22 protein-coding genes are annotated in these 25,710 nt (G+C 62.6%); 8 read left to right on the top strand and 14 right to left on the bottom strand.

Going from position 1 to position 25,710, the window contains the following annotated elements:
- Nucleotides 1-62 precede the first annotated feature (62 nt).
- Nucleotides 63-365 (bottom strand): DUF1302 family protein, encoded by a 303-nt coding sequence (locus F2P47_RS03555; protein ID WP_152214799.1) that lies wholly within the window; start codon nucleotides 363-365, stop codon nucleotides 63-65.
- 678 nt (nucleotides 366-1,043) lie between these two features.
- On the opposite strand from F2P47_RS03555, the gene F2P47_RS03560 reads away from it, so the two are divergent.
- From F2P47_RS03560 to F2P47_RS03570, 3 genes are read left to right on the top strand one after another with little or no spacing between them, the layout of a single operon-like run.
- Entirely contained in the window at nucleotides 1,044-2,054 is a 1,011-nt protein-coding gene (locus F2P47_RS03560) for a hydroxyacid dehydrogenase (RefSeq protein WP_152214800.1), read from the top strand.
- Nucleotides 2,051-2,848 (top strand): sugar phosphate isomerase/epimerase family protein, encoded by a 798-nt coding sequence (locus F2P47_RS03565; protein WP_152214801.1) that lies wholly within the window; start codon nucleotides 2,051-2,053, stop codon nucleotides 2,846-2,848. Before F2P47_RS03560 ends, F2P47_RS03565 begins: the two co-directional genes overlap by 4 nt.
- Nucleotides 2,845-4,665, top strand: coding sequence for a DUF2264 domain-containing protein (locus tag F2P47_RS03570; RefSeq protein ID WP_152214802.1), 1,821 nt, complete (start codon nucleotides 2,845-2,847; stop codon nucleotides 4,663-4,665). The genes F2P47_RS03565 and F2P47_RS03570 overlap by 4 nt, the downstream gene beginning before the upstream one ends.
- A 6-nt stretch (nucleotides 4,666-4,671) precedes the next feature.
- Here the strand turns inward: F2P47_RS03570 and F2P47_RS03575 are convergent, their stop codons facing one another.
- Entirely contained in the window at nucleotides 4,672-6,042 is a 1,371-nt protein-coding gene (locus F2P47_RS03575; RefSeq protein ID WP_152214803.1) for a sensor histidine kinase, read from the bottom strand.
- 257 nt (nucleotides 6,043-6,299) lie between these two features.
- Between F2P47_RS03575 and F2P47_RS03580 the strand changes: the two genes are divergently transcribed.
- On the top strand, nucleotides 6,300-8,795 hold the full coding sequence (locus tag F2P47_RS03580) for a patatin-like protein (RefSeq protein ID WP_152214804.1): 2,496 nt from the start codon (nucleotides 6,300-6,302) through the stop codon (nucleotides 8,793-8,795).
- Here the strand turns inward: F2P47_RS03580 and F2P47_RS03585 are convergent.
- Genes F2P47_RS03585 through F2P47_RS03595 form a run of 3 tightly spaced genes read right to left on the bottom strand, consistent with a single transcriptional unit; the run spans nucleotide 8,759 to nucleotide 11,567 of the window.
- Nucleotides 8,759-9,799, bottom strand: a complete 1,041-nt coding sequence (locus tag F2P47_RS03585) for an alpha/beta hydrolase (protein ID WP_246176724.1) — start codon at nucleotides 9,797-9,799, stop codon at nucleotides 8,759-8,761. The two genes, F2P47_RS03580 and F2P47_RS03585, sit on opposite strands and share 37 nt — an antisense overlap.
- Before the next feature lie 5 nt (nucleotides 9,800-9,804).
- Nucleotides 9,805-10,410 (bottom strand): uracil-DNA glycosylase family protein, encoded by a 606-nt coding sequence (locus F2P47_RS03590; protein WP_152214805.1) that lies wholly within the window; start codon nucleotides 10,408-10,410, stop codon nucleotides 9,805-9,807.
- Between the two features lie 5 nt (nucleotides 10,411-10,415).
- Nucleotides 10,416-11,567 carry an acyl-CoA dehydrogenase family protein gene (locus F2P47_RS03595; protein WP_152214806.1) on the bottom strand — a complete coding sequence of 384 codons (1,152 nt, stop codon included), beginning with the start codon at nucleotides 11,565-11,567 and terminating at the stop codon, nucleotides 10,416-10,418.
- A gap of 205 nt (nucleotides 11,568-11,772) precedes the next feature.
- Between F2P47_RS03595 and F2P47_RS03600 the strand changes: the two genes are divergently transcribed.
- Nucleotides 11,773-12,213 carry a PaaI family thioesterase gene (locus F2P47_RS03600; RefSeq protein ID WP_152214807.1) on the top strand — a complete coding sequence of 147 codons (441 nt, stop codon included), beginning with the start codon at nucleotides 11,773-11,775 and terminating at the stop codon, nucleotides 12,211-12,213.
- A 26-nt stretch (nucleotides 12,214-12,239) separates the two neighbouring features.
- Nucleotides 12,240-13,268 (top strand): LLM class flavin-dependent oxidoreductase, encoded by a 1,029-nt coding sequence (locus F2P47_RS03605; protein ID WP_152214808.1) that lies wholly within the window; start codon nucleotides 12,240-12,242, stop codon nucleotides 13,266-13,268.
- On the opposite strand, the gene F2P47_RS03610 is transcribed toward F2P47_RS03605, so the two are convergent.
- Both F2P47_RS03610 and F2P47_RS03615 read right to left on the bottom strand, forming a co-directional pair.
- Entirely contained in the window at nucleotides 13,265-14,683 is a 1,419-nt protein-coding gene (locus F2P47_RS03610; RefSeq protein ID WP_152214809.1) for an MFS transporter, read from the bottom strand. The two genes, F2P47_RS03605 and F2P47_RS03610, sit on opposite strands and share 4 nt — an antisense overlap.
- An 81-nt stretch (nucleotides 14,684-14,764) precedes the next feature.
- Nucleotides 14,765-16,024 carry a NupC/NupG family nucleoside CNT transporter gene (locus F2P47_RS03615; protein WP_152214810.1) on the bottom strand — a complete coding sequence of 420 codons (1,260 nt, stop codon included), beginning with the start codon at nucleotides 16,022-16,024 and terminating at the stop codon, nucleotides 14,765-14,767.
- Between the two features lie 228 nt (nucleotides 16,025-16,252).
- Here F2P47_RS03615 and F2P47_RS03620 point away from each other — a divergent pair, with 228 nt between their 5' ends.
- Nucleotides 16,253-17,158, top strand: coding sequence for an SDR family NAD(P)-dependent oxidoreductase (locus F2P47_RS03620; RefSeq protein WP_152214811.1), 906 nt, complete (start codon nucleotides 16,253-16,255; stop codon nucleotides 17,156-17,158).
- A 160-nt stretch (nucleotides 17,159-17,318) separates the two neighbouring features.
- On the opposite strand, the gene F2P47_RS03625 is transcribed toward F2P47_RS03620, so the two are convergent.
- The 4 genes from F2P47_RS03625 to F2P47_RS03640 form a co-directional block, all read right to left on the bottom strand.
- Nucleotides 17,319-17,822: a GNAT family N-acetyltransferase gene (locus tag F2P47_RS03625; RefSeq protein WP_152214812.1), complete on the bottom strand. Its 504-nt coding sequence runs from the start codon at nucleotides 17,820-17,822 to the stop codon at nucleotides 17,319-17,321.
- A complete protein-coding gene (locus F2P47_RS03630; protein ID WP_152214813.1) occupies nucleotides 17,819-19,027 on the bottom strand; it encodes an acyl-CoA dehydrogenase family protein in 1,209 nt (402 codons plus the stop codon). The genes F2P47_RS03625 and F2P47_RS03630 overlap by 4 nt, the downstream gene beginning before the upstream one ends.
- A gap of 10 nt (nucleotides 19,028-19,037) precedes the next feature.
- Nucleotides 19,038-19,331, bottom strand: a complete 294-nt coding sequence (locus F2P47_RS03635; RefSeq protein ID WP_152214814.1) for a putative quinol monooxygenase — start codon at nucleotides 19,329-19,331, stop codon at nucleotides 19,038-19,040.
- A gap of 121 nt (nucleotides 19,332-19,452) precedes the next feature.
- A complete protein-coding gene (locus tag F2P47_RS03640) occupies nucleotides 19,453-20,253 on the bottom strand; it encodes a crotonase/enoyl-CoA hydratase family protein (protein ID WP_152214815.1) in 801 nt (266 codons plus the stop codon).
- 172 nt (nucleotides 20,254-20,425) lie between these two features.
- Here F2P47_RS03640 and F2P47_RS03645 point away from each other — a divergent pair, with 172 nt between their 5' ends.
- On the top strand, nucleotides 20,426-22,027 hold the full coding sequence (locus F2P47_RS03645) for a sensor histidine kinase (RefSeq protein ID WP_152214816.1): 1,602 nt from the start codon (nucleotides 20,426-20,428) through the stop codon (nucleotides 22,025-22,027).
- 39 nt (nucleotides 22,028-22,066) lie between these two features.
- Here F2P47_RS03645 and F2P47_RS03650 read toward each other — a convergent pair whose 3' ends face one another.
- The 3 genes from F2P47_RS03650 to F2P47_RS03660 all read right to left on the bottom strand — a co-directional run bounded on the left by F2P47_RS03650 (nucleotide 22,067) and on the right by F2P47_RS03660 (nucleotide 25,656).
- The gene (locus tag F2P47_RS03650) at nucleotides 22,067-23,197 is read right to left on the bottom strand and encodes an acyl-CoA dehydrogenase family protein (RefSeq protein WP_152214817.1); all 1,131 of its coding nucleotides are present in this window, start codon (nucleotides 23,195-23,197) and stop codon (nucleotides 22,067-22,069) included.
- A 51-nt stretch (nucleotides 23,198-23,248) separates the two neighbouring features.
- Nucleotides 23,249-24,439, bottom strand: a complete 1,191-nt coding sequence (locus tag F2P47_RS03655; protein WP_152214818.1) for an acyl-CoA dehydrogenase family protein — start codon at nucleotides 24,437-24,439, stop codon at nucleotides 23,249-23,251.
- Nucleotides 24,440-24,672: 233 nt separating this feature from the next.
- Nucleotides 24,673-25,656 (bottom strand): nicotinate-nucleotide--dimethylbenzimidazole phosphoribosyltransferase, encoded by a 984-nt coding sequence (locus F2P47_RS03660; protein WP_152214819.1) that lies wholly within the window; start codon nucleotides 25,654-25,656, stop codon nucleotides 24,673-24,675.
- Nucleotides 25,657-25,710 lie beyond the last annotated feature (54 nt).

Consider the following 25,710-nt stretch of genomic DNA (forward strand, 5'->3'; position numbering starts at 1 on the left):
GATCTGCTCTTCCGTAAAACGCTGCCTCTTCATCGTCCGTCTCCCTTCCATAGGGCCGGACTCTAAATCCTTCTGGACGAAAATCTCAGTGGCACGTCAACATTGCCATCGTCAAGGTTGACGTCGTTGTAGACATGCGCGGCCGTGGGCGCACTCGGATTGACCGGGCAGCCACCGTTTTCAGCGCTGATCTTCGTGCAGCTCTGCTTGCTGGTGCGGATACCGACGCCCAGCGAAACCGTGGTGTCGATGGAGACATCCATCTCGCCAAATTTGAACCCTTCGGCGAATGCCGGCGCACAGGCGCCCGCCAGGCCGATCGTTCCGGCCATGACCAGAAGCGGTAAGCGCTTTATTTTACTCATTAACACCTCTCCCCAGTTGACCGCCTCACATCAGAGGCGATTTCAAATTCCTGTTTTTCTGGAGGGGCAGTTTCATCACGCGCCATCGCCCTTGCGCCATCGCATTGCAACGGCACATTTCTTTCAGGGCGCACATCTGCGTTCGCGCCCTTCAGGTCAGGGCGCGGCAGGGATGTCGCTTGTGATTTACGTCTCCTCCTCAGCGCGAGGCTCTGCCTGCGCTAGATAGACCACATGCTTCTACTTTTGAGTCGCTTATGTGATTTATCTTTAGATGTATTCCACCTAATTTATTTAATCCGTCAAGACGCTTTGAGCCAAATGCATCGACATCGAGACTGATGGAATGAGCATCGTGTCCATAACAGCACAGAAAATAATTTCTGCTGCGTCTCCGGCGCCGATCAACGAACGATACTTTCTGAATTGTAGTTATATGAAACTTACGATGTTCGCGGTCGTTAAACACCCGTTAGACACACCGCCGCAATCGACGCAAATTGCTATTGTCCTCGCCTGAGGCTTGCCCAGTCATTTCATTTTCATCCGCATGAAGATAAATATCGATAAGCAATTCAGGTGGCTGGAGCGCGGGGTTCCAATCGGGGCGCTCGCCCCGCTCCTGTTCCATGCATAATGAACCAATTTCAGCCTTGCGAACCGCTGCCGGAGCCCGCGATGCCTCAAAAGCCTGCGACACTGCTGGCATTCGACCCAAAGGCCCATGCCGATTCATTTTCGGATGCGCAAACCGCGCGGCTGAGGGAGCTCGTAACGCTCGTCGCGCCTGAGCCCGTGACCTCTTTCGACACGCCCGAAGCCCGCGCTCTTCTCGGCCGGACAGAAATCCTCCTCACTGGCTGGGGTGCTCCGCATCTCGGCAGCGCCGAACTCGCAGCATCCCCACACCTGCGTCTCGTCGCCCATCTGGCAGGTTCGGTGAAGCCGTTTCTCGATCCCTCCATCCAAAGCCGAGGCATCGTGGTCACTTCCGCGGCGGACGCCAACGCCATACCCGTCGCCGAATACACACTCGCCGCCATCATCTTCGCGAACAAGCATATATTCCGTCTAGGGAAGGAATATCGAAAGGCACGGCACGCCGAGGCGTGGACGAAGGTCACGCCCGGCCTCGGAAATTACCGCAAGACAATCGGCATTGTCGGCGCCTCGCGGGTTGGCCGGCGCGTCATCGCCCTGCTGAAGCCTTTCGATTTCGAAGTCCTGCTGGCCGATCCTCTTATCGACAGTACACAAGCCTCGCGGCTCGGCGCGAAACTCGTCGCACTCGACACCCTGATGGCAGCAGCCGACGTGGTGAGCATCCATGCGCCACTTCTGCCGGAAACCACCGGCATGATCGACAGCCGCCGCCTCGCCCTGATGAAAACAGGCTCAACACTTGTCAATACCGCGCGGGGCGCCATCGTCGATCAGGATGCGCTCATCGCAGAAACGCTGAGCGGCCGCATCGACGCCATTATCGACGTCACCGAGCCCGATGTGCTGCCCGCGAGCTCCCCCCTTTTCGACATTCCCAATATCTTTCTGACGCCACATGTCGCAGGCTCTCTCGGCACGGAGACGCAGCGCATGACGGAACTGATCCTCGACGAGATCACTCGCTATATCGAAGGCCGCCCCCTGCAGCACACCGTCGCGCTGGCGGAACTGGAGCATCAGGCATGAGCGAGCTGCTGCCCGGCCTCTGCTCCGTCACCTTCCGTGCTCTCCCGCCGGACGCCGTGATCGCACTTGCCGCCGAATGCGGCCTTTCCGGCATCGAATGGGGCGCAGACATCCATGTGCCTCCGCATGATCGCGCGCTTGCCCGCTCCATTGCCGCACACTGCCGCGATGCGGATATCGCCATCGCATCCTATGGCTCCTATGTCGAAGCGGGAAACCACATCACGGGGCAGAACTTCGCCGATGTGCTGGAAGCGGCTCAGGCGCTCGGCGCCCCCAACATCCGCGTCTGGGGCGGGCAGCGAGGTCTCGCCTCCGCCGAAGCGAGCCTCGAAATGCGCAATGTTGCCGCCCACGCATTGCACGACATGGCCGCAAAGGCCGCAACGCTCGGCATCGCGCTTTCGCTCGAATTTCATCCACAAACGCTGAACGACGGAGCGAAGGCAGCGCTTGCCCTTCTCGCCGCCGCCCGACATTCGAATCTCCACACCTACTGGCAGCCGCGCCCCGGCATCGCGGCCGATGAGGCAGAGGCGGAACTCGCAGCTCTCGCGCCCCATCTATCGCATCTGCATGTCTTCTACTGGAAAGCCTCTGGCGAGCGGCTGCCGCTCGCGGATGGCGCCGATTTCTGGCGCCCCCTTCTGCGCCGCGTCCGCGCGATGCCGTCTCCGCATAGCCGTCCCCGCTACGCCCTGCTCGAATTCGTCTCCGGCGACGACCCGGATGCCTTGCGGCGCGACGCACACACGCTCCGTAACTGGCTCGACGAAACGGCAACGCTTGAATGATATCGACCTCGACCAATCCCCTCGCCGGCAATCCGCTCGCGACGCGCGACGATGTTGCACGCGCCGCACTGGAACTTTTCAAGCCTCTCCTTGCCTGTTTCAGTCCCGGTCGCGCCCGTGTCCGCGTCGGTATCTCGCATGCAGTATTCGATGCGACGGCGGCGGAGCTTGAAGGGTTCGCGCGGCCGCTCTGGGGGCTTGCGCCACTGGCCGCCGGTGGCTTCGATTTCCTCCATTGGGATCTGTACCGTGAAGGACTCGCCAATGGTGTCGACCCCGCTCATCCGGAATATTGGGAGGAGCCCAGAAATTGCGATCAGCGCCTCGTCGAAATGGCGGCCATCGGCTTTGCGCTCGCGCTGGTCCCCGAACACATCTGGTCGCCGTTGCCGGATGCTGCCAAGCACAATGTCGCGCGCTGGCTCCACCGCATCAACGAGGTCGGCATCGTCGACAACAACTGGCTGTTCTTCCGCGTCATCGTAAATCTCGGCTTGAAGCGCGTCGGCGCGCCTTGTAATCCGCAGGCCGTCGAGGCCGCGCTTGCCCGCCTCGACAGCTTCTATCTCGGCGATGGCTGGTATCGCGACGGCGCCGAAAATCAGGTCGATCACTACATCGCCTTTGCCTTCCACTTCTATGGGCTAATCTACGCGAAGCTCTCCGGCGATGCGGGCCGGGCCGAAATCTTCCGTTCCCGCGCACGCCTCTTCGCTCATGACTATCGACGCTGGTTCGCAGCCGATGGGGCGGCGCTCCCCTTCGGCCGCAGCCTGACTTACCGCTTCGCGCCCGCCGGCTTCTGGGGCGCGCTTGCCTTTGCCGATGTCGAGGCGCTCCCCTGGGGCGAGGTCAAGGGCGTCTATCTGCGGCACCTGCGCTGGTGGTCGCACCGCGAAATCGCCGATGCGCGCGGCGCGCTCACCATTGGCTATGCCTATGACAATCCGACGATGGGTGAGCAGTATAACTCACCCCAATCACCCTATTGGGCCATGAAGGCATTCCTTCCACTCGCCCTGCCCGCGTCGCACCCATTCTGGGCGACGGAAGAGGCCACGGCATCGCCGTCGCCCCACGCAGCGGCGCCACAGCGCCACCCCGGCATGATCATTGTCGAAGATTCCGCCCATGTCGTCGCGCTTTCCGGCGGGCAGACGGTGCCGGCGCATCGTGGTGCAGCCGCAAAATACGGCAAATTCGCCTATTCCTCACGCTTCGGCTTCAGCGTCGGCAGCCCCATGTCAAAACGCGCCGACATCATGCCGGACAACATGCTCACTCTCGCTCACCCGGATCGGCCCGACCGATATGCGATCCGCCGCGATGCCACTGTCGTTTCCATCGAGCCGGGCTTCATCCACACCGGCTGGACCCCGTGGGAAGCCGCTGCCTGGCGCCAATGGCGGAATGTCACCGTCGACACCTGGCTCATCACGACCGATCTACCCTGGGTGCTCCGCATACACCGCATAAAATCGCCCACGGCCCTTCTCTCTCGCGAAGGCGGCTTCTCGATCGACCGTACCGGCGGCGAGGAACTGCCCCAGCCCATCGAGCGGAACGCACTTGTCCGCAGCGCGGCAGGTCTGAGCGGCATTTGCGATCTGGAGGGTGGACGCAGAGCGCGCATCGGGGCACCGGCAGAACAAACGAGCCTCATCTGGCCACGGACGCTCCTCCCCCTTCTCGAAGGCGAGCACGCGCCCGGCGAGTTCACGCTTGCAACCGCAATCTTTATTAGTACAGAGCCCGACGTGGAGCCGCGCTGGAGCGAGGTTCCTGCCCTGCCCGATGGCCCTTGGCTCGCCCTCTGACGCCGCTCAGGCAGTTCGCGAGAGCGGTACCACGGTCAGAGCGAAGGGAATCTCGAACCAGAAGCGCGCACCCTTGCCGGGCACCGCATGGGCGCCGATATCGCCGTGCATCAGGTTGACGAGCTTGGCGCTGATCGCGAGCCCCAGCCCCGTGCCGCCATAGACCTTGGATATGTCGCCATCGGCCTGCACGAAGGGCTTGAAGAGGCGCTCGGCCACGTCGTCTGTGAAGCCGATCCCGGTGTCCTCGACCTCAAAGCGAATGCGCAAGGCATCGTGTTGACGTGTAAGGACCATGCAGCGCAGATCGACCTGGCCACCCGAAGGTGTGAACTTGATCGCATTGGAAATGAGGTTGGTGAGCACCTGCCGCAGCTTGCCCTCATCGGCGAGCACAAACTCCTCTGGCAGGGCACTGTGGTCGACGTTGAGTTTTATGTTCTTTTCGCGCGCCATCGCCTGCCAGTAGAGCAGCGACTCGAACAGCGCGGAAAGTTCCGTCGGCCGTTCATCCAGCTCGATCTTGTCGGCCTCGATTTTCGAGAACATCAACACATCGTTGAGAACAGTGAGCAGACCCACCGAAGCGTCGTGAATATACTGGCCATATTCGCGGGTCTTGGGCTCCTTGCTCATCCGGGTGATGAGATCTGAAAATCCCATGATTGCATTCATGGGGGTGCGGATTTCATGGCTCATGGTGGCAAGGAAATCGGACTTGATACGGTTCGCTTCCTCGGCCCGCGCCTTTTCAAACACCGCCGTCTCGAAGGCCTCGTCGAGCTTTTTGGCGAGATCCTCTTCAGCCTGAAGCTGAGCAAAGGTCTCGAAATATTTCTGCCGGTTGAACTGCATGATGATGACGGTCGTCCCCAGCAGAACGATGCAGAGAACGCCCGAAATCACGGTGAGCAAGCCCGCCTGCTGGGCTGCAAAGACGATCAGTGAAAAAGGCAGCGCGAGCGCGACATAGTTCGGCCACTGCCTCATCGTCGGAGCCCAGGAGCAATGCGTCATCAGGCTGGCGCCGAAGACGATCGCCGTGACCACGAAATTTCGCGGTTCAGCCAGAATCCAGTTGTAGCCGGCGATTGTGTAGGTAGCGACGGCCGCGACATGGAAGAGTCCCGCGTCGCGCCAGCATCGTTCGGTATCGATGAAGACGATGTTCTTCTTGACCTTACGGCGCCAGATCATCGTGCCCGTGTCGAGCGCCACGGCGGCGAAGAACCAGCTTACTCCGCTGGAGAGCCCATTCGCCAGCATCGTCGTGACCGCGAGAGCCAGCGGGAACGAGCACCTGAACAAGTAAAGGCGATCTTCCAACGATATCCAGTAGAGAAGCACCTTGCGACGAATGTGCTCTTCAGAGGTCATGCGCGCTACTCAGGTGAATATGAAATCCCCGTCCGACCCGACTCGGTCGATGAAAGTCATTATTTCACCTGGGGATTTAAGAGCTCCTTACCCAAATCGTTAAAACTGTCATGAGGACGCTTCCGGCAGCGTGCCGGCTCATGCATTTTCCCCGCAGCGGCGAAATCTCCTTCCCAACATCGTTAATGTTCCTTTACCAATGACTGTCAGGATGAACCTGCACAGACTATCCCCCGCCCCCGGAGCGCAGTCCAGGCATGAAGGAAAAGGAACTCAGGCTCGCTCTCGTCTGCTACGGCGGAGTGTCTCTGGCCGTCTACATGTATGGCGTGTCGCGTGAGGTCCTGAAGCTCGTGCGCGCCTCGCGCGTCTATCACCGCGAACCGGACCATCAGCGCCGTCAGTCCGCGAGCTTCTCCGATCTCGAGCCCGGCAATGGTCGCGAATGCGACACTGAGGAGCTCTATTTCGAGTTGCTTCAAGCCATCGGCGGTACGCTCGAACTGCGCGTCTTCGTCGACACGATCGCGGGCGCATCCGCCGGCGGCATCAACGGCGTCCTCCTCGCCCGGGCTCTTGCCCACGACCTCTCGCTCGACCAGCACCGCAAGATGTGGCTTGAACAGGCCGACATCCTGTCGTTGATGGACGAGGAACATATCGCCGGCAGATGGAGCAAGCTCTTCATGAAGCCGGTCTTCTGGGCGATCAACAATCGCTGGCTATCGCGATTTGCCCCCGATGCGGAGATGCGCCAGAAGCTTCTTCTCTTCACGCGCTCGCGTTGGTTCAAGCCGCCCTTTTCCGGTGAGTTGCTCACCAACATGCTGCTCGACGCCTGCCGCGCGATGGAAAAAGACGCTGCGCCCGGCGGCACCCTGCTCCCCTTCGGTCACAAGCTGGAGCTTATCGTCTCCGTCACCGATTTCTACGGATACACGCAGAACATCCCGCTCCACGATCCGCCCTCGATCCGCGAGCGCGAGCATCGCCATGTGCTGAAGTTCTATTATCTGCAGCATCCAGGCGGGCAGACCGACACGGATTTCGACAGCGACCATGTGCCGGGCCTCATCTTTGCCGCGCGCGCGACGTCGTCCTTTCCCGGCGCCTTTCCGCCTGCCGAGATCGGCGAGATCGACCTCGTGCTCGAGAGACGCGGCGAGGCATGGCCGACCCGCGCCGATTTTCTGAGCGGCAATTTCAAACCGCTCATCGCCTCGGGCGCCGATCCGGTGAAGACCTCCTTCATCGACGGCAGTGTGCTGAACAACAAGCCCTTCGGCGAGGCCATCGCCTCGCTGCGCGGTCGCCCCGCCTATCGTGAGGTCGATCGCCGCATCGTCTATATCGATCCCGATCCCGAAGGCGGCCACCTCGAAGCGGGCGGTATGCCCCCCGGCTTCTTCCACACGATCCGCGGTGCGCTGTCCGACATCCCGCGCAACCAGCCCGTGCGCGACGAACTTGAGTCAGTCCACGAATTTTCCGAGCGCGTCCGCCAATATCGCCGGATCGTCGCCGCGACGCGCCCGCATGTCGCCGAACGGGTGCGCGAACTGGTCGAGAGCGGCCCGCAAATCGCGCCGAGCCCCCATGCGCTCGCCAATTGGCGCGACAAGGCGAACTCACAGTCCGCGGTCGAGGCGGGTTACGCCTATGACGGTTATATCCAACTCAAGGTAAGCTCGGTCCTCGACCGCCTCGCTACCTTCTTCATCGAAGTAAGCGGCAGCATGCCTCAGCCGAGCATGCGCCAGAAGCTCGCCCGCTCCATCGAGGAATGGGCGCACCAGCGCGATATCTTCCCGGTGCGCTGGACGCGCGTCGACGGGCAGATCGAAACGCCCACGGCAGCCACCTCATGGGTCCGCTTCCTGCGCGATTTCGACCTGAACTTCCGCGTCCGCCGGCTGCGCTTTGTCATCCGTCGGCTCAACGAGCTCTACGAGGAACATGCGGGCGACACCGACAGCACCAATGCGCTCGATGATTTCAAGACGAGCCTCTATGAATGCCTCGAATTGCTCAACAGCCGTCCGGCGTCGCGCATTCGCACGCCGGAGGTCATCGCGCTATGCGCCGAAATGCTGGCCGACGGCGCGCCGACGCCGGACGCCATCGACGCGCTCCTGCGGAAGGTCGGCCCCATGCTCGATCTCGTCGGTGCCGATCACATCATCGACCAGACGATTTCCGTCATGTCGGGCAGCTATCTGCCCTATGCGGTCCGGCTCGAACTCATCCACGCCTTTGTAGGCTTCTCCTTCTTCGACGTGCTGACGCTGCCGCTCAATAAGTGGAACGATCTCGACGATGTCGACACGGTCCAGATCGACCGCATCAGCCCGGAAGACGCAAAAGCCATTCGCTCGGGCGGCGCGCGCGCCACGCTGATGGGCCGAGACCTCGGCCACTTCGCGGCCTTCTTCAGCCGCCGGGCGCGCGAAAACGATTATCTCTGGGGCCGTCTCCATACCGCCGACCGGCTGGTCGACATCGTGGTCAGCGCGGCCGCCCCGAATGTCGCCGCTTCAGGCATCGACCTCCCGAAGCTCAAAGGCCGCCTCTTCCGCGCCATTCTCGCCGCCGAGAAGCCATATCTCAGCGCCGTGCCCGATCTCGTCCGCGATCTCGAACACGAAATCGCAACGCGCTTCAATATCGACATTGAGGACATCGCCGAGCGGCCGGGCGAACCGGCGGCGGAACCCGCTCAGGGAATGACGGAACTCGCGCCCGACCGCGCCTGACGCGTTTCACTGGCGGACGCAATCTCCCCGCATGGCTTGAGATCGCCCGCGCCCGAGGCCAGCGGCGCGTCGTGATCGTCGATCCAGCCCGCGATATCCGTCCACACGACCTTCCGCTCCAGATCGCGCAGCAGCATGTGATAGCCATTGGTGTAGCAGGCGGCATTCACATCGACATGCGCCGCCTTCATTTCGGCGAGCGAATGCGCGACCGGCAGTTCCGGCACGATCTGGTCATGCGCGCCATAGAGCAGCAGCACCGGCACATTGATGCGCGTCGCGGCCACCGCAGCCTCGTCCATCAGGTTGACGAGACCATAGATCGTTCCAACCTGCGTTTCCTTGATGACCAGAGGATCGCGGCCCAGCGCGCGCAACATCTCGATATTGTCCGATGGCCTGATATTGAGCCCCCGCCCGGTCACCGTCATCTCCGGCACCATATGGGCGCTCGACCAGAGCACGACGTCGTAGAACGCGTTCATCTCCCGCCAGCCCCAGACGGCCGGCGCAGCGAGAATGACACCATCGACCTTGGGCGGGTTCGGCAGCGAGAAGGCGCGCATCACCACGCCGCCGCCCATGCTTTCGCCAAGCAGATAGACCGGTACGTCGGGATGCTCTTTCCTGACCAGCGCCACCACGGCGTTGAGGTCGTCCGCCATCCGCGCATCGCCCGCCCAGAGCCCGCGTCCCGGCGCCTGCCCGAAGCCGCGCTGGTCATAGGCATAGACGCTGATCCCATGCTCCGGGAACCAGTGCCCCGGCATGTCGAAGGCGTTGGAATAATCGTTGAAGCCGTGAACGCCGATGATGATCGCCTTCGGATTCGCCGCCGGCCAGACGCGCAAGGGCAGCCGCGCCCCATCCGAAGTCACGACATTCTGGCTCTCGATCCGCGGCGTATAGACCGGGGTGCCCGTTGCCATCAGGCGCGGGGCGCAGCCGAAGGTCACGCCCAGAACGAGCGCCGATCCGAGCGCCACCCGCATTGCCTTGCGCATTTGCCTTATCCAATCAGCCGGCGCACGTCTCGTCGCAGCGCCGGAAGAACGTCCGTTTCGAACCATGGATGCTTCCTGATCCAGGCATTATTACGCCAGGACGGATGTGGCAGAGGTATGGCGGACGGGAGATAATCGCGCCACGCTGCAACTGTTTCGGTCAAACTCGCCTTGCGCCTCGGGCCGAGGTGCCAGCTTTGGGCATATTGCCCGACAAGCAGCGTCAATTCTATCTGCGGCATGAGTTCGAAAAGCCGCGTCCGCCAGTGGCCCGCGCATTCGCGCCGTGGCGGCCGGTCGCCGCCCTTGGCGTCGAGCCCCGGAAAGCAGAAGCCCATGGGCACGATGGCGACGCGGGAGACGTCATAGAATTCCTCCGAACTCACGCCCATCCAGTCGCGCAGGCGGTCGCCGCTCGGATCTGTGAACGGCATGCCGGACGCGTGGACCCGCGTCCCCGGCGCCTGCCCCACAATGCAAAGCCGCGCCGTTTGCGACACGCGCAAAACCGGACGCGGCTCATGCGGAAGCGGTTTGCCCGCCGGCTCGTCGATGCAGAGCCGGCAGGCACGGATTTCCCTGGCGAGCTTGTCGAGCGCGCTCCGGCTCATTCGCCTTACTGAACTTCCTTCAGCATGTTGCGCGCGATGATGACCTGCTGCACCTGGCTCGTGCCTTCATAGATGCGGAAGATGCGCACGTCGCGATAGAAGCGCTCGATGCCGTAATCGGCGACATAGCCAGCGCCACCAAAGATCTGCACCGCCCGGTCGGCGATGCGGCCGACGGCTTCGGAGCAGAAGAGCTTGGCGCAGGAGCTTTCGGTCGCCACATCCTCTCCTGCGTCGCGGCGCTTCGCGGCGTCGATCACCATGCAGCGGCCTGCATAATGCTCCATCTTCGAATCCGCCAGCATCGCCTGCACCAGCTGCAGATTGCCGATGGGCGCGCCGAACTGCTTGCGCTCGGCTGCATATTTCGTCGAGTCCTCGACGAGCCGCGAGGCCACGCCCATGCAGACAGCGGAAATGTGAAGGCGTCCGCGCTCAAGCACCTGCATCGCGGTCACGAAGCCCTTGCCTTCCGTCTCGCCGAGAAGGCAATCCGCCGGAATGCGGGTATTGTCGAAAATCACGTCGCAGATATGCGCGCCCTGCTGGCCCATCTTCTTTTCCGGCTTGCCGATGCTGATGCCCGGAATGTCGCGCGGTATGACGAAGGCGGAAACACCCTTGGCGCCGGGCGTCTTGGGGTCGGTGCGCGCCATCAGCGTGAAGGCATGCGCCTTGTTCGCATTGGTGATGAAACGCTTCGTGCCGTTGACGACATAATGGTCGCCGTCGCGGATCGCCGTCGTCTTGAGCGATGCCGCGTCCGAGCCCGCTTCCGGTTCCGTCAGCGCGAAGCTGATGATCACCTCGCCGCTCGCGATCTTGGGGAGCCAGTATTCCTTCTGGTCCTGGCGGCCATGCATGACGATGCCCTGGCTTCCGATGCCAACATTGGTGCCGATGACGGAGCGGAAGGCAGGCGAAGTGCGGCCCAGTTCGAACATGAGAAGGCATTCCTCCTCCATGTTGAGCCCGAGCCCGCCATATTCGACCGGCACGGAGATGCCGAAGAGACCAAGCTCCTTCATTTCCTCGACGATCTCGGCGGGAACGGCATCGTTCTCGGACACCTGGTCCTCAATCGGCCGCAGCCGCTCGTCGACGAAGCGGCGGACGGAGGAGATCAGTTGTTCGCGTGTTTCGGCATCGAGGGCCATGTTCGCTCCGCTCTTATCTTCTGTGGGTTCGCAGGGGCGGAATTTAGCCGCTGAAGCCGAAAGATTCAAAGTCCCGCGAAAAAGGGGGAAATCAGGCCCCTTCCGCTGCGGAAATCGGCCGCCAGAGCCTATTGTTTCTTCGACGTCGTCATCCGACCTGCTATGAGACTGACGATGAAATTTTCGACCTGTTTCGAGGCCCTAAATGAAAACTCCTCCTCCGCGTCTCGCCGATTATGAAAGCTGGGATGGAACCGACCCCTTCGAGGATCGCGCCGGTCCCTTCTTCTTCCGCAAGCTGGAAACAGGCGAAGTGCGCTGCGCCTTCGAGGCGACGCCTGCCCACTGCAATGGCGGCGGCTTCCTTCATGGCGGCCTGTTGATGACCTTCGCCGATTTCTCGCTCTTCGCCATCGGCCGCGATGTGATCGGCGGCCACGCGGTCACCGTATCCTTCAATGCGGAATTCACCGCCGCCGGCCTCCCCGGCGATATCGTCGAAGCCCGCGGCGAGGTCATGAAGAATACCGGCAGCATGGTTTTCCTGCGCGGCCACGTCTACACCGCAACCGGTGAAGGCGAGCGCGTCCTCATGAACTTCAGCGGCATCGTGAAGCGCGTCAGGCAAAAGCCTGAGTCCCACTAGAGCGCAGCGACGGCGGAGCCCAAGCCATGGTGACATTGAGCATCCTCGACCAGTCCCCGATCCGCCAGGGCGGCACCGCCGCCGAGGCCATGGCAAACACGCTCGACCTTGCGCGCCATGCGGAGCGTCTGGGCTACAGCCGCTATTGGCTCGCCGAGCACCACAATACCAGCTCCTTCGCGGGCTCCGCGCCGGAGATCATGATCGCCGCCGTCGCCGCCGCGACCGCCCACATCCGCGTCGGCTCGGCGGGCGTCATGCTGCCGCATTACAGTTCGCTGAAAGTGGCAGAGCTTTTCCGCGTTCTCGAAACGCTCTATCCGGGCCGCATCGATCTCGGCGTCGGCCGCGCGCCCGGCTCGGACCAGCGCACGGCCCGCGCCCTTCAGCCCGGCCCCAACGCCTACCCCATCGACGTCTTCCCGCAACAAGTCGAATTGCTGATCCAGTTCCTCGAAGACTCGAACGGGCAGTCGGGTGACGCGGGAGGATTCCCCGAAACCCACCCTTGGCGCGGCATCCATGCGACACCGCGCGGTCCCGGCATGCCGGAACTCTGGATGCTCGGTTCCGGCGGCGATGGCGCAACCTACGCCGCCTCGTTCGGCATGCATTACTGCTTCGCGCATTTCATCAATCAGGATGCGGGCACGGGGCCTCTCGATCTCTATCGCAGCCAGTTCAAGCCCTCGCGCCATCTTTCATCGCCGCATGGCTCCATCGCCGTGTCGGTCACGGTCGGCGAGACGGAAGAGGACGCCCGGCGCATCGCCGCGCCGAGAAACCTCTGGGTGCTGCATCTCCTGCAGAACCGCGCCGGTGCCTTCCCCTCGGTCGAAGAGGCACTCGCCTATCAGTATTCGGACGATGAAAAGGTCATGCTGCGTGCCGTCGAACGCCGAGGCATCGTCGGCACGCCCGCGCAGGTGCGCGGACGGCTCCTTGCCATGGGCGAGGAATATGGCGTGGATGATTTCGTGATCCTCACCATCACCTACGACCAGAAGGACCGCATCCGCTCCTACGAACTTCTGGCGGAATCCTTCGGGCTCTAGTCCGCCGCCCGCACCCGGGCTCGTCGCGCCGTCCGCCGGTCGAGCGCAGCGCGCAGCCTTGCCTGCCGTTCATGCGTGATCGGGTAGTTCCAGATGATCGTCGTCGAGACAATCCACAAGGCCAATGGAACAAGGCAATACATGGCGGTCAGCGCGAAGTTCGCTCCCGCACTGTTCGCATGAGATTGCGGATCGAACCCGATCCAGGAAAGCACGGGCAACGCGATCCCCACGCCTGCCGCTTCGAAGAACTTCCTCACCATCGCCAGAAAAGCGAAAAGAAATGCCGTGCGCTGCTCGCCACTCCTGATCGTGTCGAGATCGACAACATCGGCAAGGATCGACTGACCGAGAATGGGCGCGGCGCCGATAGAGAAGCCTTGTATCAGTGTGATGACCAACATAGCCGGAAACACCGCGCCGGGATAATTCGGCTTTACCCAGTAAATGATGAAGGGCACAAGCGCGAAGGCGGCAAGGCTCGCAAATCCTGCAACGCCAATGCCCTTGTGCTTGCCGATGCGTCCGCCGATGCTGACCCAGAAGGGTGAGCCGACGACGCCCGCCGCGAAGAGCGCGAAAATCAGCACCGAGCTGCTGCTGCCCATCTGTGCCACATGCTCGAAGAAAAGCACGGCCACGCCCGCATTGATCGAACTGGCCAGCGCGCCAAGGATCACCGTCGCAAGGATCATGCGCAGCGGCCCGTTACGCATCGCCACGCGCACGCCCGCCGCAAAGGAGATCGGCACGCTGTGTCCCTTCACAGGTTCGCGAACCGAACGCAGCAATATGACGAGACAGATGGGCAGTAGTCCGGCCGTGAGCCAGCCCAGTGCCGCCATGGCCTGGCGCGACGCGGCGCTCGCCGCCGTTGCACCGCTGCCCGCCTGGCTTGCCACGATGGGAACCGTGATCGCGATCAGCAACCCGATCAGCAGGAAGATCTGGCGGCTGCCGGTGATGCGGTTGCGCTCGTGATAATCGTCGGAGATTTCCGCGCCCCATGCGCCATAGGGAATCTCGATCAGCGTGTAGCCGAGATAGATCGCGCATATCCAGACGAGCAGATAGAGGTTCGTCACCTGCCCCTGCGGTACGAAGAGCATGATCGCCGAGATCATCATGATGATCACGCCGACGATGACCCAGGGCCGCCGTCTGCCCCAGCGCGTATGTGTGCGGTCGCTCCATCGGCCGATGAATGGATCGACGAAGACATCGCTCAGTCGCGCGAGCATCAAAATGACGCCGACCGCGCCGAGATCGAGGCCGAGCGTGCCGGAATAGAAAGGCGGAATATAGATCGCGAGCGGAAGCCCGATGACCGCCATGGGCACGACAAGTTGCCCATAGGCGAAGAGCTCCCATTTGCCCAGCTTCGGCGTGCCGAGCTTGCGCTGGCTGTTATCCATTGTTCCCGCCTCCCCGCAGGTTAGTAAACAAACGTTACTATCCCGCCGGAAGCCACGGCAATGTATTTCGCGGGACGCGCTTCAGGTAATGAGGCCGATCACCGCGCCGGTCATCGAAGTCGCGAGCGTTCCAGACACGATGGCCCGCGTTCCGAGCGTCACGATATCCGAGCGCCGCGACGGCACCAGGGCCGTCAGCCCACCGATCAGAATGCCGACGCTGCCGAGATTGGCGAAGCCGCAAAGCCCGTAGATCATGATGAGCGCCGAGCGCGGGCTGAGCGTCCCCTGGGGCAGATGCGCGAGATCGATATAGGCAATGAACTCGTTGAGGATCGTCTTTGTCCCCATGAGTTGTCCCGCTGTCTGCATTTCACTGGCCGGCACCCCCATCAGCCAGACGAGCGGCGAGAAGGCCCAGCCGAGCATGCGCTGCAAGGTGAGCGGCGCTCCCGCGACATCGGGAAAGGCGCCAAGGATGATGTTGACCAGCGCGACCAGCGCCACCATCACGACCAGCATGGCAAGAATGTTGAGCAGCAGATGGAGCCCGTCCACCGTGCCCCGCGTCACCGCATCCATGCTGCTCTCGTAATCGACCAGCGGCTCTTCTCCTGCGACACCTGTTCCCGCGAAGCCCGTCTCCTCCGGTACCATCACCCGCGCGATCGTAATGCCTGCGGGCAGCGAGATGAGCGAGGCGACGAGGATCTGCCCGAGCGCTCCGGGCACCACGGGTTCGAGCACGCTCGCATAGAGAACGAGGACCGTACCCGAAACGCTGGCGAGCCCCACCGTCATCATGATGAAGAGTTCCGCCCGCGTCAGCCTTTCGAGATAGGGCCGGATGAGCAGCGGCGCCTCTGCCATGCCGAGAAACATGGTCGAGGCGGAGGCAAGCCCCACCGCGCCGCCGAGCCCCATGCTCCTTTGCAGCAGGAAGGCGAAGCCGCGCGTCACCCAGCCAAGCACCCGCCAATGCCAGAGCAGCGCCGAAAGCGCCGACATGACGACCACCAACGGCAACGCCTGAAAGCCGATGACGAAGGCGTTCGCCGGGTTTCTGATCTCGAACGGCGCCGGGCCGCCGCCCAGATAGCCGAAGACGAAGCCCGTCCCCGCCCGCGTCGCCTCGGTCAACGCATCAACCGCCCCATTGAGCGCGAGGAGCGCCGCTCGCGTCGCCGGCACCTTCAGAAGCAGAAGCGCGATTGCGATCTGCAGAGCGATTCCAACGGCGACCTGGGTGACCGAAAAGGCCCGCTTGCGCTCGCTCAGGGCCCAGGCCGCGCACACGATGACCGCGAGCCCGAAGGCGCTTTGCAGGGACAGAAGAGACATCTTCACTCCAATAACGTTGTCCCTCGCGGGAATCGGTCAAGCTGGCCGGAATATAATGGCCTGCAGGGGGCCGGGGATAAGTCTGACTGATGCCTGTTCATCCACGCAACAACGCCCTCCCTTGACCCCCTACCGGCCATCATGCACAAAGTCACCCCGAAACTGGCCCTACCCCAAGGGCACCAAAGGCCGCTTCAGGCGCGACACACCTAACGGGAGACTAGACCCATGAGCATTCGTTTTGACGGCAAGGTCGCCATTGTCACCGGCGCCGGCGGTGGCCTCGGCCGCAGCCACGCCCTGGAACTCGCCCGTCGCGGCGCGAAGGTCGTCGTGAACGACCTCGGCGGCTCGCGCGACGGCTCCGGCGGCTCGTCGGACGCGGCCAACAAGGTCGTCGAGGAAATCAAGGCGCTCGGCGGCGAAGCCATCGCCAACGGCTCCAGCGTCACCGACGACGCGGGCGTCGCCCACATGGTCAAGCAGACCATGGACACCTTCGGCCGCATCGACATCCTCATCAACAATGCCGGCATTCTTCGCGACAAGTCGTTCTCGAAGATGGAAATCGCCGACTTCCAGCTCGTCGTCGACGTGCACCTCATGGGCACAGTGAAGCCGACCAAGGCCGTCTGGCAGATCATGCGCGATCAGGGCTATGGCCGCATCATGGTCACGACCTCGTCGACCGGCCTCTATGGCAATTTCGGCCAGACCAACTACGGCGCGGCGAAGCTCGGCGTCGTCGGCTTCATCAACACGCTGAAGCTCGAAGGCCAGAAGGACAATATCCGCTGCAACGCGCTGGCCCCGGTCGCCTATACGCGCATGACCTCGGACCTGATGCCGCCGGAAGCTGAAAAGATGCTCTCGCCGGAATCGGTCACGCCTGGCGTGATGTTCCTCGTTTCGGAAGATGCCCCCACGGGCATGATCCTCTGCGCCGGCGCCGGCGTCTTCGCTGCCGCCCGCATGGAAGAGTCGGAAGGCGTCTTCCTCGGCGGCGACGACCTCTCCGCCGAGAAGGTTGCCGCGAACTGGGAGAAGATCTCCGACTTCTCGAACGCCGCGCCCTACTTCATGGGCGGCGAGCAGACCGGCAAGTTCTTCAAGCTCGCCACCGGCGGCAAGTAAGAAATATCGTCTACGGACGAATTAAGGGGAGCCTGCGGGCTCCCCTTTTTGTTTGCCTTTCGTCCGACAGGATTCGTCACCCCGGCCTTGAGCCGGGGTCCATCTTCGCGCGTGACGAGAAGGACGATGGATGCCGGATCAAGTCCGGCATGACGAAGGGCTAACGCGACACTTGGTCCAGCGTCTTCTCCAGCCGCCAGACGGTGACCGGCTTTCGTCCTTCCATGTGGCCGAGATCGTGCGGCACGTCGCCGACGACTTCCCAGCCCTGCTTTTCGTAGAAGGCCCGCGCGCGGTCGTTCCCCGTGCGGCAGAAAAGCGTGATGCGCCCGAAACCCTCGTCCCGCAGCGCATCCTCTGCGGCGCCGATCACCAGCGCCGCGATGCCATGTCCATGAAAGGCGGGCATCACGAAGACCTGGCCGATACTATCGCCCTGCCAGCTTGCGAAGCCGACGACCTCGTCATCGACGACCGCCACGGCGCAATTCGGCAGAGCAGTTCCGATCCGCTCGTTGAAGAACTCGATCGGCCGCCGCGCGGCAACGTCGGGGTCGATCGCAGCATGGCTCGAATGCCATGCGTCGTGCCAAACGCGCGCGAGCGCCGGAATGTCTCCGGCGCTCGCTGGTCTTATCGTCACATTGTCGGCAGCGGCGCTCAAAGCCCGAGCACAGCCTTCGCCATGATGTTGCGCTGCACTTCGTTCGAGCCCGCATAGATCGAGGCCTTGCGGAGCGAGAAGTAGTACGGCGCCGTCGTGAAGGCGTTTTCCGGGCCGATCGAAGGCTCATTAGTCTCGATCATGCCATCCTCGACGAAGGGGATCGCGTAGCTGCCGAGAACCTCGACCGCGAGCTGCGACACTTCCTGCTGAATCTCCGTGCCACGGCACTTCAGAAGCGAGGACTCGGGGCCGACATTGCCGCCCGTCGAAAGCGCCGAGAAGATGCGAAGCTCGGTAAACTCCATCGCTGTGATCTGCGCTTCGAGATCGGCGGCGCGCGCCTGGAATGAAGGCTCGTCGGCGACCGCGCGGCCATCGACGATCGTTTCCTTCGCACGCTTGCGCACCTTGTTCAGCGCGCGATAAAGGCCCGCCGAATAAGGATTGCCGCGCTCGAATTCGAGCAGATACTTCGCATAGGTCCAGCCCTTGTTCTCCTCGCCGATACGGTTCCCGATGGGAACCTTCACATCGGTGAAGAAGACCTGGTTCACTTCCTGATGCGGCGCAGGCGTACCGTCGAGCAGTACCAGCGGCTCAACCTTCACACCCGGTGTCTTCATGTCGATCAGCAGGAAGGAAATGCCTTCCTGCGGCTTGCCCTCTTTCGATGTCCGCACGAGGCAGAATATCCAATCCGCCCACTGCGCCACCGAGGTCCAGATCTTGGAGCCGTTGACGAGATAATGGTCGCCCTTGTTTTCCGCCTTGGTCTGGAGCGAGGCGAGGTCGGAACCCGAACCCGGTTCCGAGTAGCCCTGACACCACAGAACATTCGTCGCGAGAATGTCCGGCAGGTACTTCGCCTTCTGCTCCGGCGTACCGAATTTCATGATGACGGGTGCCACCATGGTCGGGCCGAAGGGAACGGTGTGCGGAACGCCGGCGGCACCCATCTCCACGTCGAAGATATACTTCTGCGATACGGTGAAGCCCGGCCCGCCATATTCCTTGGGCCAGTTCGGCGCGAGCCAACCCTTCTTCGCGAGCGACTTCTGCCACTTCACATGGCTCTCTTTGTCCATGTAGCCATGCTTCGAGCGCGCATGCTTGGCGCGCATCTCGGGCGTATAGGCCTCCGCGATGAAAGCGCGGACTTCCTGACGGAAGGCTTCGTCTTCCTTGCTGAACGACAGATCCATTGCAGTATCCTTATTCGACCTTGGAGACGATCTGGAGCGTCGGACGGCCCGCGAGAACCGCACCCAGCGCCGGACCGGCCGCCTTGAAATGCTCGGACTGGCCGTGCTCCGCCATCGCCTGTTCGGAGGCATACTGCTCCATGACGATGTAGGTCGGCTCATCCTTCATCTTGAAGAAATCATATTGAAGGTTACCCGCCTCGTTGGCGCGGACCTTGGCGCGCAGATCGGAGAAGACCTTCTCGAATTCCGCTTCCTTGCCCGCCTGCACCTTGATGGTGGCAACAATGCCTACGACGCTCATTTACAGCTCCCTTATTGCATTTTTAATTGGTCGCGACTTTAGTGGCATTGGGGGGCCGCTTCAACGCCTCTGATACGCTGCGTCAAACCGCGCGAACGGCCCCCGGTTCATTTCTGAACAGCTATTCGCCCTTATAGACAGGCACGCGCTTGTCGAAGAAGGCGTCGAGCGCCTCCTTGTGGTCGGCGCTGTGATGGGCAATCGCCTGCATGGAAGCGGAAAGCTCCATGATGGCATCGAAGCTTGTCGTCATGCCGTGGCGCAGGAGCTGCTTCGTCATGCGGAGCACGTCGGGCGCCTGCACCGATATCTTGTTCGCGACCTCATGTGCACGCTGCATCAGCTCGGCCGAAGGAACAACCTCGGAGACGAGACCCCATTCCTTTGCCATCTTCGCGTCGATGGTATCGCCGGTGTAGAGAAGCTCGGAGGCACGCGCCATGCCGATGATGCGCGGCAGGAGCCATGCCCCGCCATCGCCCGGGATCAGGCCGATCTTGAGAAAGGTCGCGCCGAAGATCGCAGAGTCCGCCGCAATGCGCGTATCACAAAGGCAGGCGACGTCATTTCCGAGTCCGATAGCCGGGCCGTTCACGGCAGCAATGACCGGCACTTCGATGCTCCAGACAGCGCGGACGATGCGGTGAATGCCGTTGCGGTAGCGCTCGCGGATATGCGTGCCGGGCCCGCCAAAGCCTTCGCCGCCCTCGCGCATCGCCTTGACGTTGCCGCCCGCGGAAAAGGCCTTGCCCGCGCCCGTCAGGATGACACAGCGCACATCGCGATCCGCATTGATGCGGGCCACGGCATTCGTGAAGTTCTCCGGATCATCGGCCGCGCCCAGCGGATTGCGGCTCTCCGGCCGGTTGATGGTCAGCGTTACCACGTGACCCTTCTTCTCGAACAACAACGCTTCGCTCATCCGACGTCCTCCGCTGGTGCGGGATGCTTGCCCCGCAGCTTGTTTGGTCCACGACTTTCCCCAGGAAACGTCGCGTGAAAGCCTGCTTTAACCATTAGCTGGAAAGGCTTGTTAACAATTTTAGCCGACCCTTAGCTCAAACGGAAAGCGGGAGATTCCGCAGTCGAGCTGCATGACGCGCAAGCTTTCCGTCATTGAGGGACGTTTGGGCATGGCATGGGAAGACGCGCCGCAAGGTGTCGGCCAAAAGAGGCGGCACACGGGCGATAGCACTTCCAGGGATGGGATCGGCACCCAATGGGGAGCCCTGATCTCAACCCTTGTGCGCGCTTGCCATTATCACCCTGCCCGCATTGCACCGGAGGCCCGCCTCACGCAGCTTCGGGCGCTTGCGGAACCGCAGATCAGCATTCCGCTCGTCCTTCCGCTCATGGTAGCCACCTTCGGCATGAGCCTCGGCGACGATGTGGCCTGGTGGAAAATCGGCGCCTGGCTTCTGGTCATGCTGTCGTTGCAGGCCGCGAACTACTTCAACGCCCGGGCCTTTCTGGCGACCCATGTCGAGCCCGATGAGGCGGAGCATTGGGCCCACCGCTTCGAGCTGCTGACGCTGGCTTTCAGCTCGGTGTTCGCATCGTCACTCTATTTCCTCTGGCCCGCCGCCCATGCCGATCACCAGACCAATCTCCTGGCCATAACGACCGTGGCGCTCGCGCCTCTGACGCTCATCTCGATCGTCTATTTCCCGGTGTTCTGCTGCACCGTGATGCCGATTGCCGCCGCGATCGCCCTGCGCTTCATCGCCTATGGCGAGGGCATCCACCTCACCTTCGTGGTTGCGCTCGGCCTTTTCCTCGCGCTGCTCGTCCATCTGGCGAAGATCGTCAACAACACCATGCTGCGCGCGGCCAATCTTCAGTCGGACAAGAATGCGCTCATCGAGCAGCTCTTCCGCGCCAAGCGCGAGTCGGACGCCGCCCGCGCCCGCGCCGAAGAGGCAAACCGTGCCAAGTCGAGCTTCCTCGCCAATATGAGCCATGAACTCAGGACGCCACTCAACGCCATCATCGGCTTTTCGGAAGTCATGGCGACGGAGATCTTCGGCGCCCATGCGAAACCCATCTACAAGGAATATTCGAACGACATCAACCAGTCGGGGCAGCACCTGCTCGGCCTCATCAACGACATTCTCGATCTCTCGCGCATCGAGGCGGGCCGCTTCGAGATCGTCGAAGAAGAAGTCGACATCATCTATCTGGCCAGGGATTGCCGCCGCCTGCTCGATATCCGCGCCCAGGCCCAGCGCGTTAACGTGGTCGAGGAGTTCGACGACAACTTGCCGGTCCTGCGGGCCGACGCGCGCGCGATGCGCCAGACCTGGATCAACCTGCTGACCAATGCGATCAAGTTCTCTCCTCCCAACACGACGGTCAGGATGATCGCGCGGCTCGACCCGTCGGGCGATCTCCGCTTCGGCGTTCATGACGAAGGCCCCGGCATCGCGGGTTCCGAGATCGACAAGGTCATGGAAGCCTTCGCGCAAGGCGCGGCAGGCATAGCCCAGCCGGGCAAGGGCTCGGGCCTTGGGCTTTCCATCGTGAAGGGCCTGCTCGGCGCACATGGCGGCCGTTTCGAGCTGCGCAGCACGCTCGGCCAGGGCACGCAGGCCGAGCGTGCTGCGCCAGCCGACGCCGCCGGAGCGCCGCGCCACCGCCTGATAGGGCGCGACTCTCAACCAGATCCTCAGATTCGGAGCAAAAAGAAAAGGCCGTAACGTGAGTTACGGCCTTTCCCTTGAGTCAGACTCGAAGCTTCAAGCGGCAGTCGAGTAGCGCTTCAGCTGGTGGTCGACATTGCCGAACTGCGTGTCGATCATGGTGAGGCGCTTGAAATAGTGGCCGACATTCAGTTCGTCGGTCATGCCCATGCCACCATGGAGCTGCACGGCCTGCTGGCCGACGAAGCGACCGGCCTTGCCGATCTGAACCTTGGCGCCAGCGGCGGCCTTGGTGCGCTCGGCTTCGTTCTCATCAAGCTTCAGATTGACCATGTAAGTCATGGAAACCGACTGCTCATAGGCCATGAACATGTCGACCATGCGGTGCTGGAGAACCTGGAACTTGCCGATCGGCACACCGAACTGCTTGCGCGTCTTGCAGTACTCGACGGTCGCCTTGTTGAGCTCGCCCATGCAGCCGACAGCTTCGGCGGAGAGAGCGGCGATCGCCTGATCGGTGATCTTCTCGACGAGCGGCAAGCCCTTGCCTTCCGCGCCGATCAGCGCGTCGGCGCCGACCTTGATGTTCTCGAAGGTGATCTCCGAGGCGCGGCGGCCATCGACCGTCGGGTAGTCGCGGGTCGAGACGCCGGGGGCGTTCTTGTCGACGATGAAGATCGAGACGCCATCACGATCGCGCTGGCCGCCCGAGGTGCGCGCGGTGACGATCAGCTTCTGCGCCCAGGGAGCACCGAGAACGACAGCCTTGTAGCCGTTGATCGTGTAGCCCTCGCCATCCTTCTTCGCCGTCGTGGCGAGGTCGGCAAGGTTGTAGCGGCCCTGCGGCTCGGCATAGGCGAAGGCCCAGACCGTCTCGCCGCCGATGATGCCGGGGATGTGGGCTTCCTGCTGCGCCGGCGAGCCGCCTTCGCGAAGGAAACCGCCCGCGAGCACGACCGTCTCGACAAAGGGTTCGACCACGAGGTGACGGCCGAACTCTTCCATCAGGATCATGGTTTCGATGCTGCCGCCGCCGAGGCCGCCCAGCTCTTCGGAGAAGGGCGCGGCGAGCAAGCCCAGTTCGGCGAACTGCTGCCACATCGGCTGGCTCCAGCCCTCGGCCGACTTCACGATCTTGCGACGCGTGTCGAAGTCGTACTTGTCGCCAAGCAGGCTCTGCACCGTATTGCGGAGCAGGGTCTGCTCCTCAGTGAACGAAAAATCCATGTCCTTGCCCTTCCCGTTAAGTCTGGTTTCTATGCGGCGCTTGCGACCTCCTTAAAGGCCGAGCACCATTTTTGCGATGATGTTGTGCTGAATTTCGTTCGATCCGCCATAGATCGAAGTCTTGCGCATGTTGAAATAGTTCTGCGCGGAGCCGTTCGAGTAATCAGGCCCGGCGACGAACTCGTTGCCCGTGAGATCGCCCGTCGGCACGTTGACGTGGCCGTAATTGCCGACGGCCTCGAGCGTGAGTTCGGTGATGCGCTGCTGGATCTCGGTGCCCTTGATCTTGAGGATAGAGGCTTCCGGTCCCGGACCTGCCCCCTTGCTTTCAGCGGCCAGCGTGCGCAATTCCGTCACTTCGAGCGCGGTAAGATCGATTTCGAGTTCGGCAACCTTGCGTGAGAACTCATCGGTCTTGAGAAGCGGCGAACCGTCGACGAGTTCGGCGGTCGCGATGGACTTCAGACGCTCGATCGCCTTCTTGGAGCGCGAAACGCCCGCGATGCCCGAACGCTCATTGCCGAGCAGGAACTTCGCATAGGTCCAGCCCTTGTTTTCCTCACCGATGAGGTTTTCGGCCGGCACCTTCACGTCTTCGAGGAAGACTTCGTTCACTTCATGCGCCCCGTCCATCGTGATGATGGGACGAACGGTGATGCCCGGCGTCTTCATGTCGATGAGAAGGAAGGAGATGCCCTCCTGCGCCTTGGCGTTCGCGTCCGTGCGGACAAGGCAGAACATCCAGTCGGCATATTGCGCGAGCGTCGTCCAGATCTTGTGACCGTTGACAACATAGTGGTCGCCTTCGCGCACGGCGCGGGTCTTGAGGCCGGCAAGGTCCGAACCGGCGCCCGGCTCCGAATAGCCCTGGCACCACCAGACATCGGCAGAGAGAATTCCCGGCAGGAAGCGCTTCTTCTGCTCTTCATTGCCGAAGGTGTAGATGACCGGCCCGACCATGGCGAGGCCGAAGGGGAGAAGCGCCTGCGTCTCGGCGCGCGCGTTCTCTTCATTCCAGATGTAGCGCTGCGTCGTCGTCCAGCCCGTGCCGCCATATTCCACCGGCCAGTGCGGGACAACCCAACCCTTCTTGTAGAGGATGCGATGCCAGGTGAGGATTTCCTCCTTGGTCATCTCGCCGCGGGTCCGGCGCGACTTCAGGTCCTTCGGATAGTTCTCGGCAATGAAGGTGCGGACTTCATCGCGAAACGCGAGGTCCTGCGGCGAGAAACTCATATCCATCGAAACGTCCTCCTGTTCGGCGGCAAACGGAACCAGTGCTTCCGCATAACTGCCGACTTTTACGCGCGAAAGGGCCGGCGCGATCAAGACGCCCGGCCACTTATTTTGGCCGTGATATTAGCGGCCCTCCGGCTCGTTGCAAGGCCGGCGGCTGTGCGCGGGGAAACGGGGTCCTGTGCGCAAACTCCCCGCCTGCCCCTGCGGCAGGTTGCTCTGGAAGCAACGAATCGGGCTCAGTCGAGTCCTGCCTGCGTCCGGGTCGCCATGCCCGAATGGGCGGCGGCGGCCGATTTGACGAGACTGATGGCCAAGGCCGCGCCCGTACCATCCTCAAGCGCCAGCCCAAGGTCGAGCAGCGGCTCCTTGCCCAGCGCTTCGAGCAATATGTCATGCGCAACCGAACCCGAGCGATGCGCGGCGAGACAATGATCGAGCGAGCCCTTGTCCTGCCGGTGGAGAACGGCCGCCGCCGTGCTGGCGACAAAACCGTCGAGCAGCACCGGAATCCGCTGGTAGCGGGCGGCAAGGATCGCGCCCGCAATGGCGGCAAGCTCGCGCCCGCCCAGGCGGCGAAGCGCCTCCAGCGGATCGCGAAGCGCGGTCCCGTGAAAGGCGAGCGCCTCTTCCACCACGGCCTGCTCGCGCGGATCGGACGTCCAGTCGGATGCCTCGCCACCGAATAGCGCCGCTGCAAGGGCCGCAGCCACCGCGCCATTGCCGACGCCGGCCGCACCCACACAGAGAAGATCGGCCCCGCCCGCAATCGCTTCCATGCCGAAGGCCATGGTCGCGGCGCAGGCCTGCTCGGAAAGCGCATCGGCGCCCGTGATGTCCGGCACCGGCATGTCGAGCGCGAGGTCGAAGACCTTCAGCCCCGCATTGGCCGCCAGCGCGAACTGGTTCACCGCTGCACCGCCCGCCGCGAAAAGCTCGACCATCTGGCGGGTCCGTGCCTGCGGCAGATCGGAAACGCGCGACGCCACCTGATGATTGGCGGCGAAAATCGCGACCAGAGGCCGCTCGACGGCGGGCTTCGGATTGGCCTGCCAACGGGCGAGCCAGACCGCGATTTCCTCGAGCCGGCCGAGGCCACCCACATCGACCAGCTCGCCCGCATGGGCGGCGGCGGTGACGGTCGCCACATCATCCCCGGCGGGAAGCCCCGCGATCAGGTCGCGAATATCGTCGAAAGGCAGGCCAGAGGGCGGACGGGTCATTATATTTGTCTCGGAATTGGGAGGTGCCTTCCTATACCCTGCCCCGGACCGCGA

The sequence above is a fragment of the Parvibaculum sedimenti genome, from assembly GCF_009184905.1.
Lineage (GTDB): Bacteria > Pseudomonadota > Alphaproteobacteria > Parvibaculales > Parvibaculaceae > Parvibaculum > Parvibaculum sedimenti.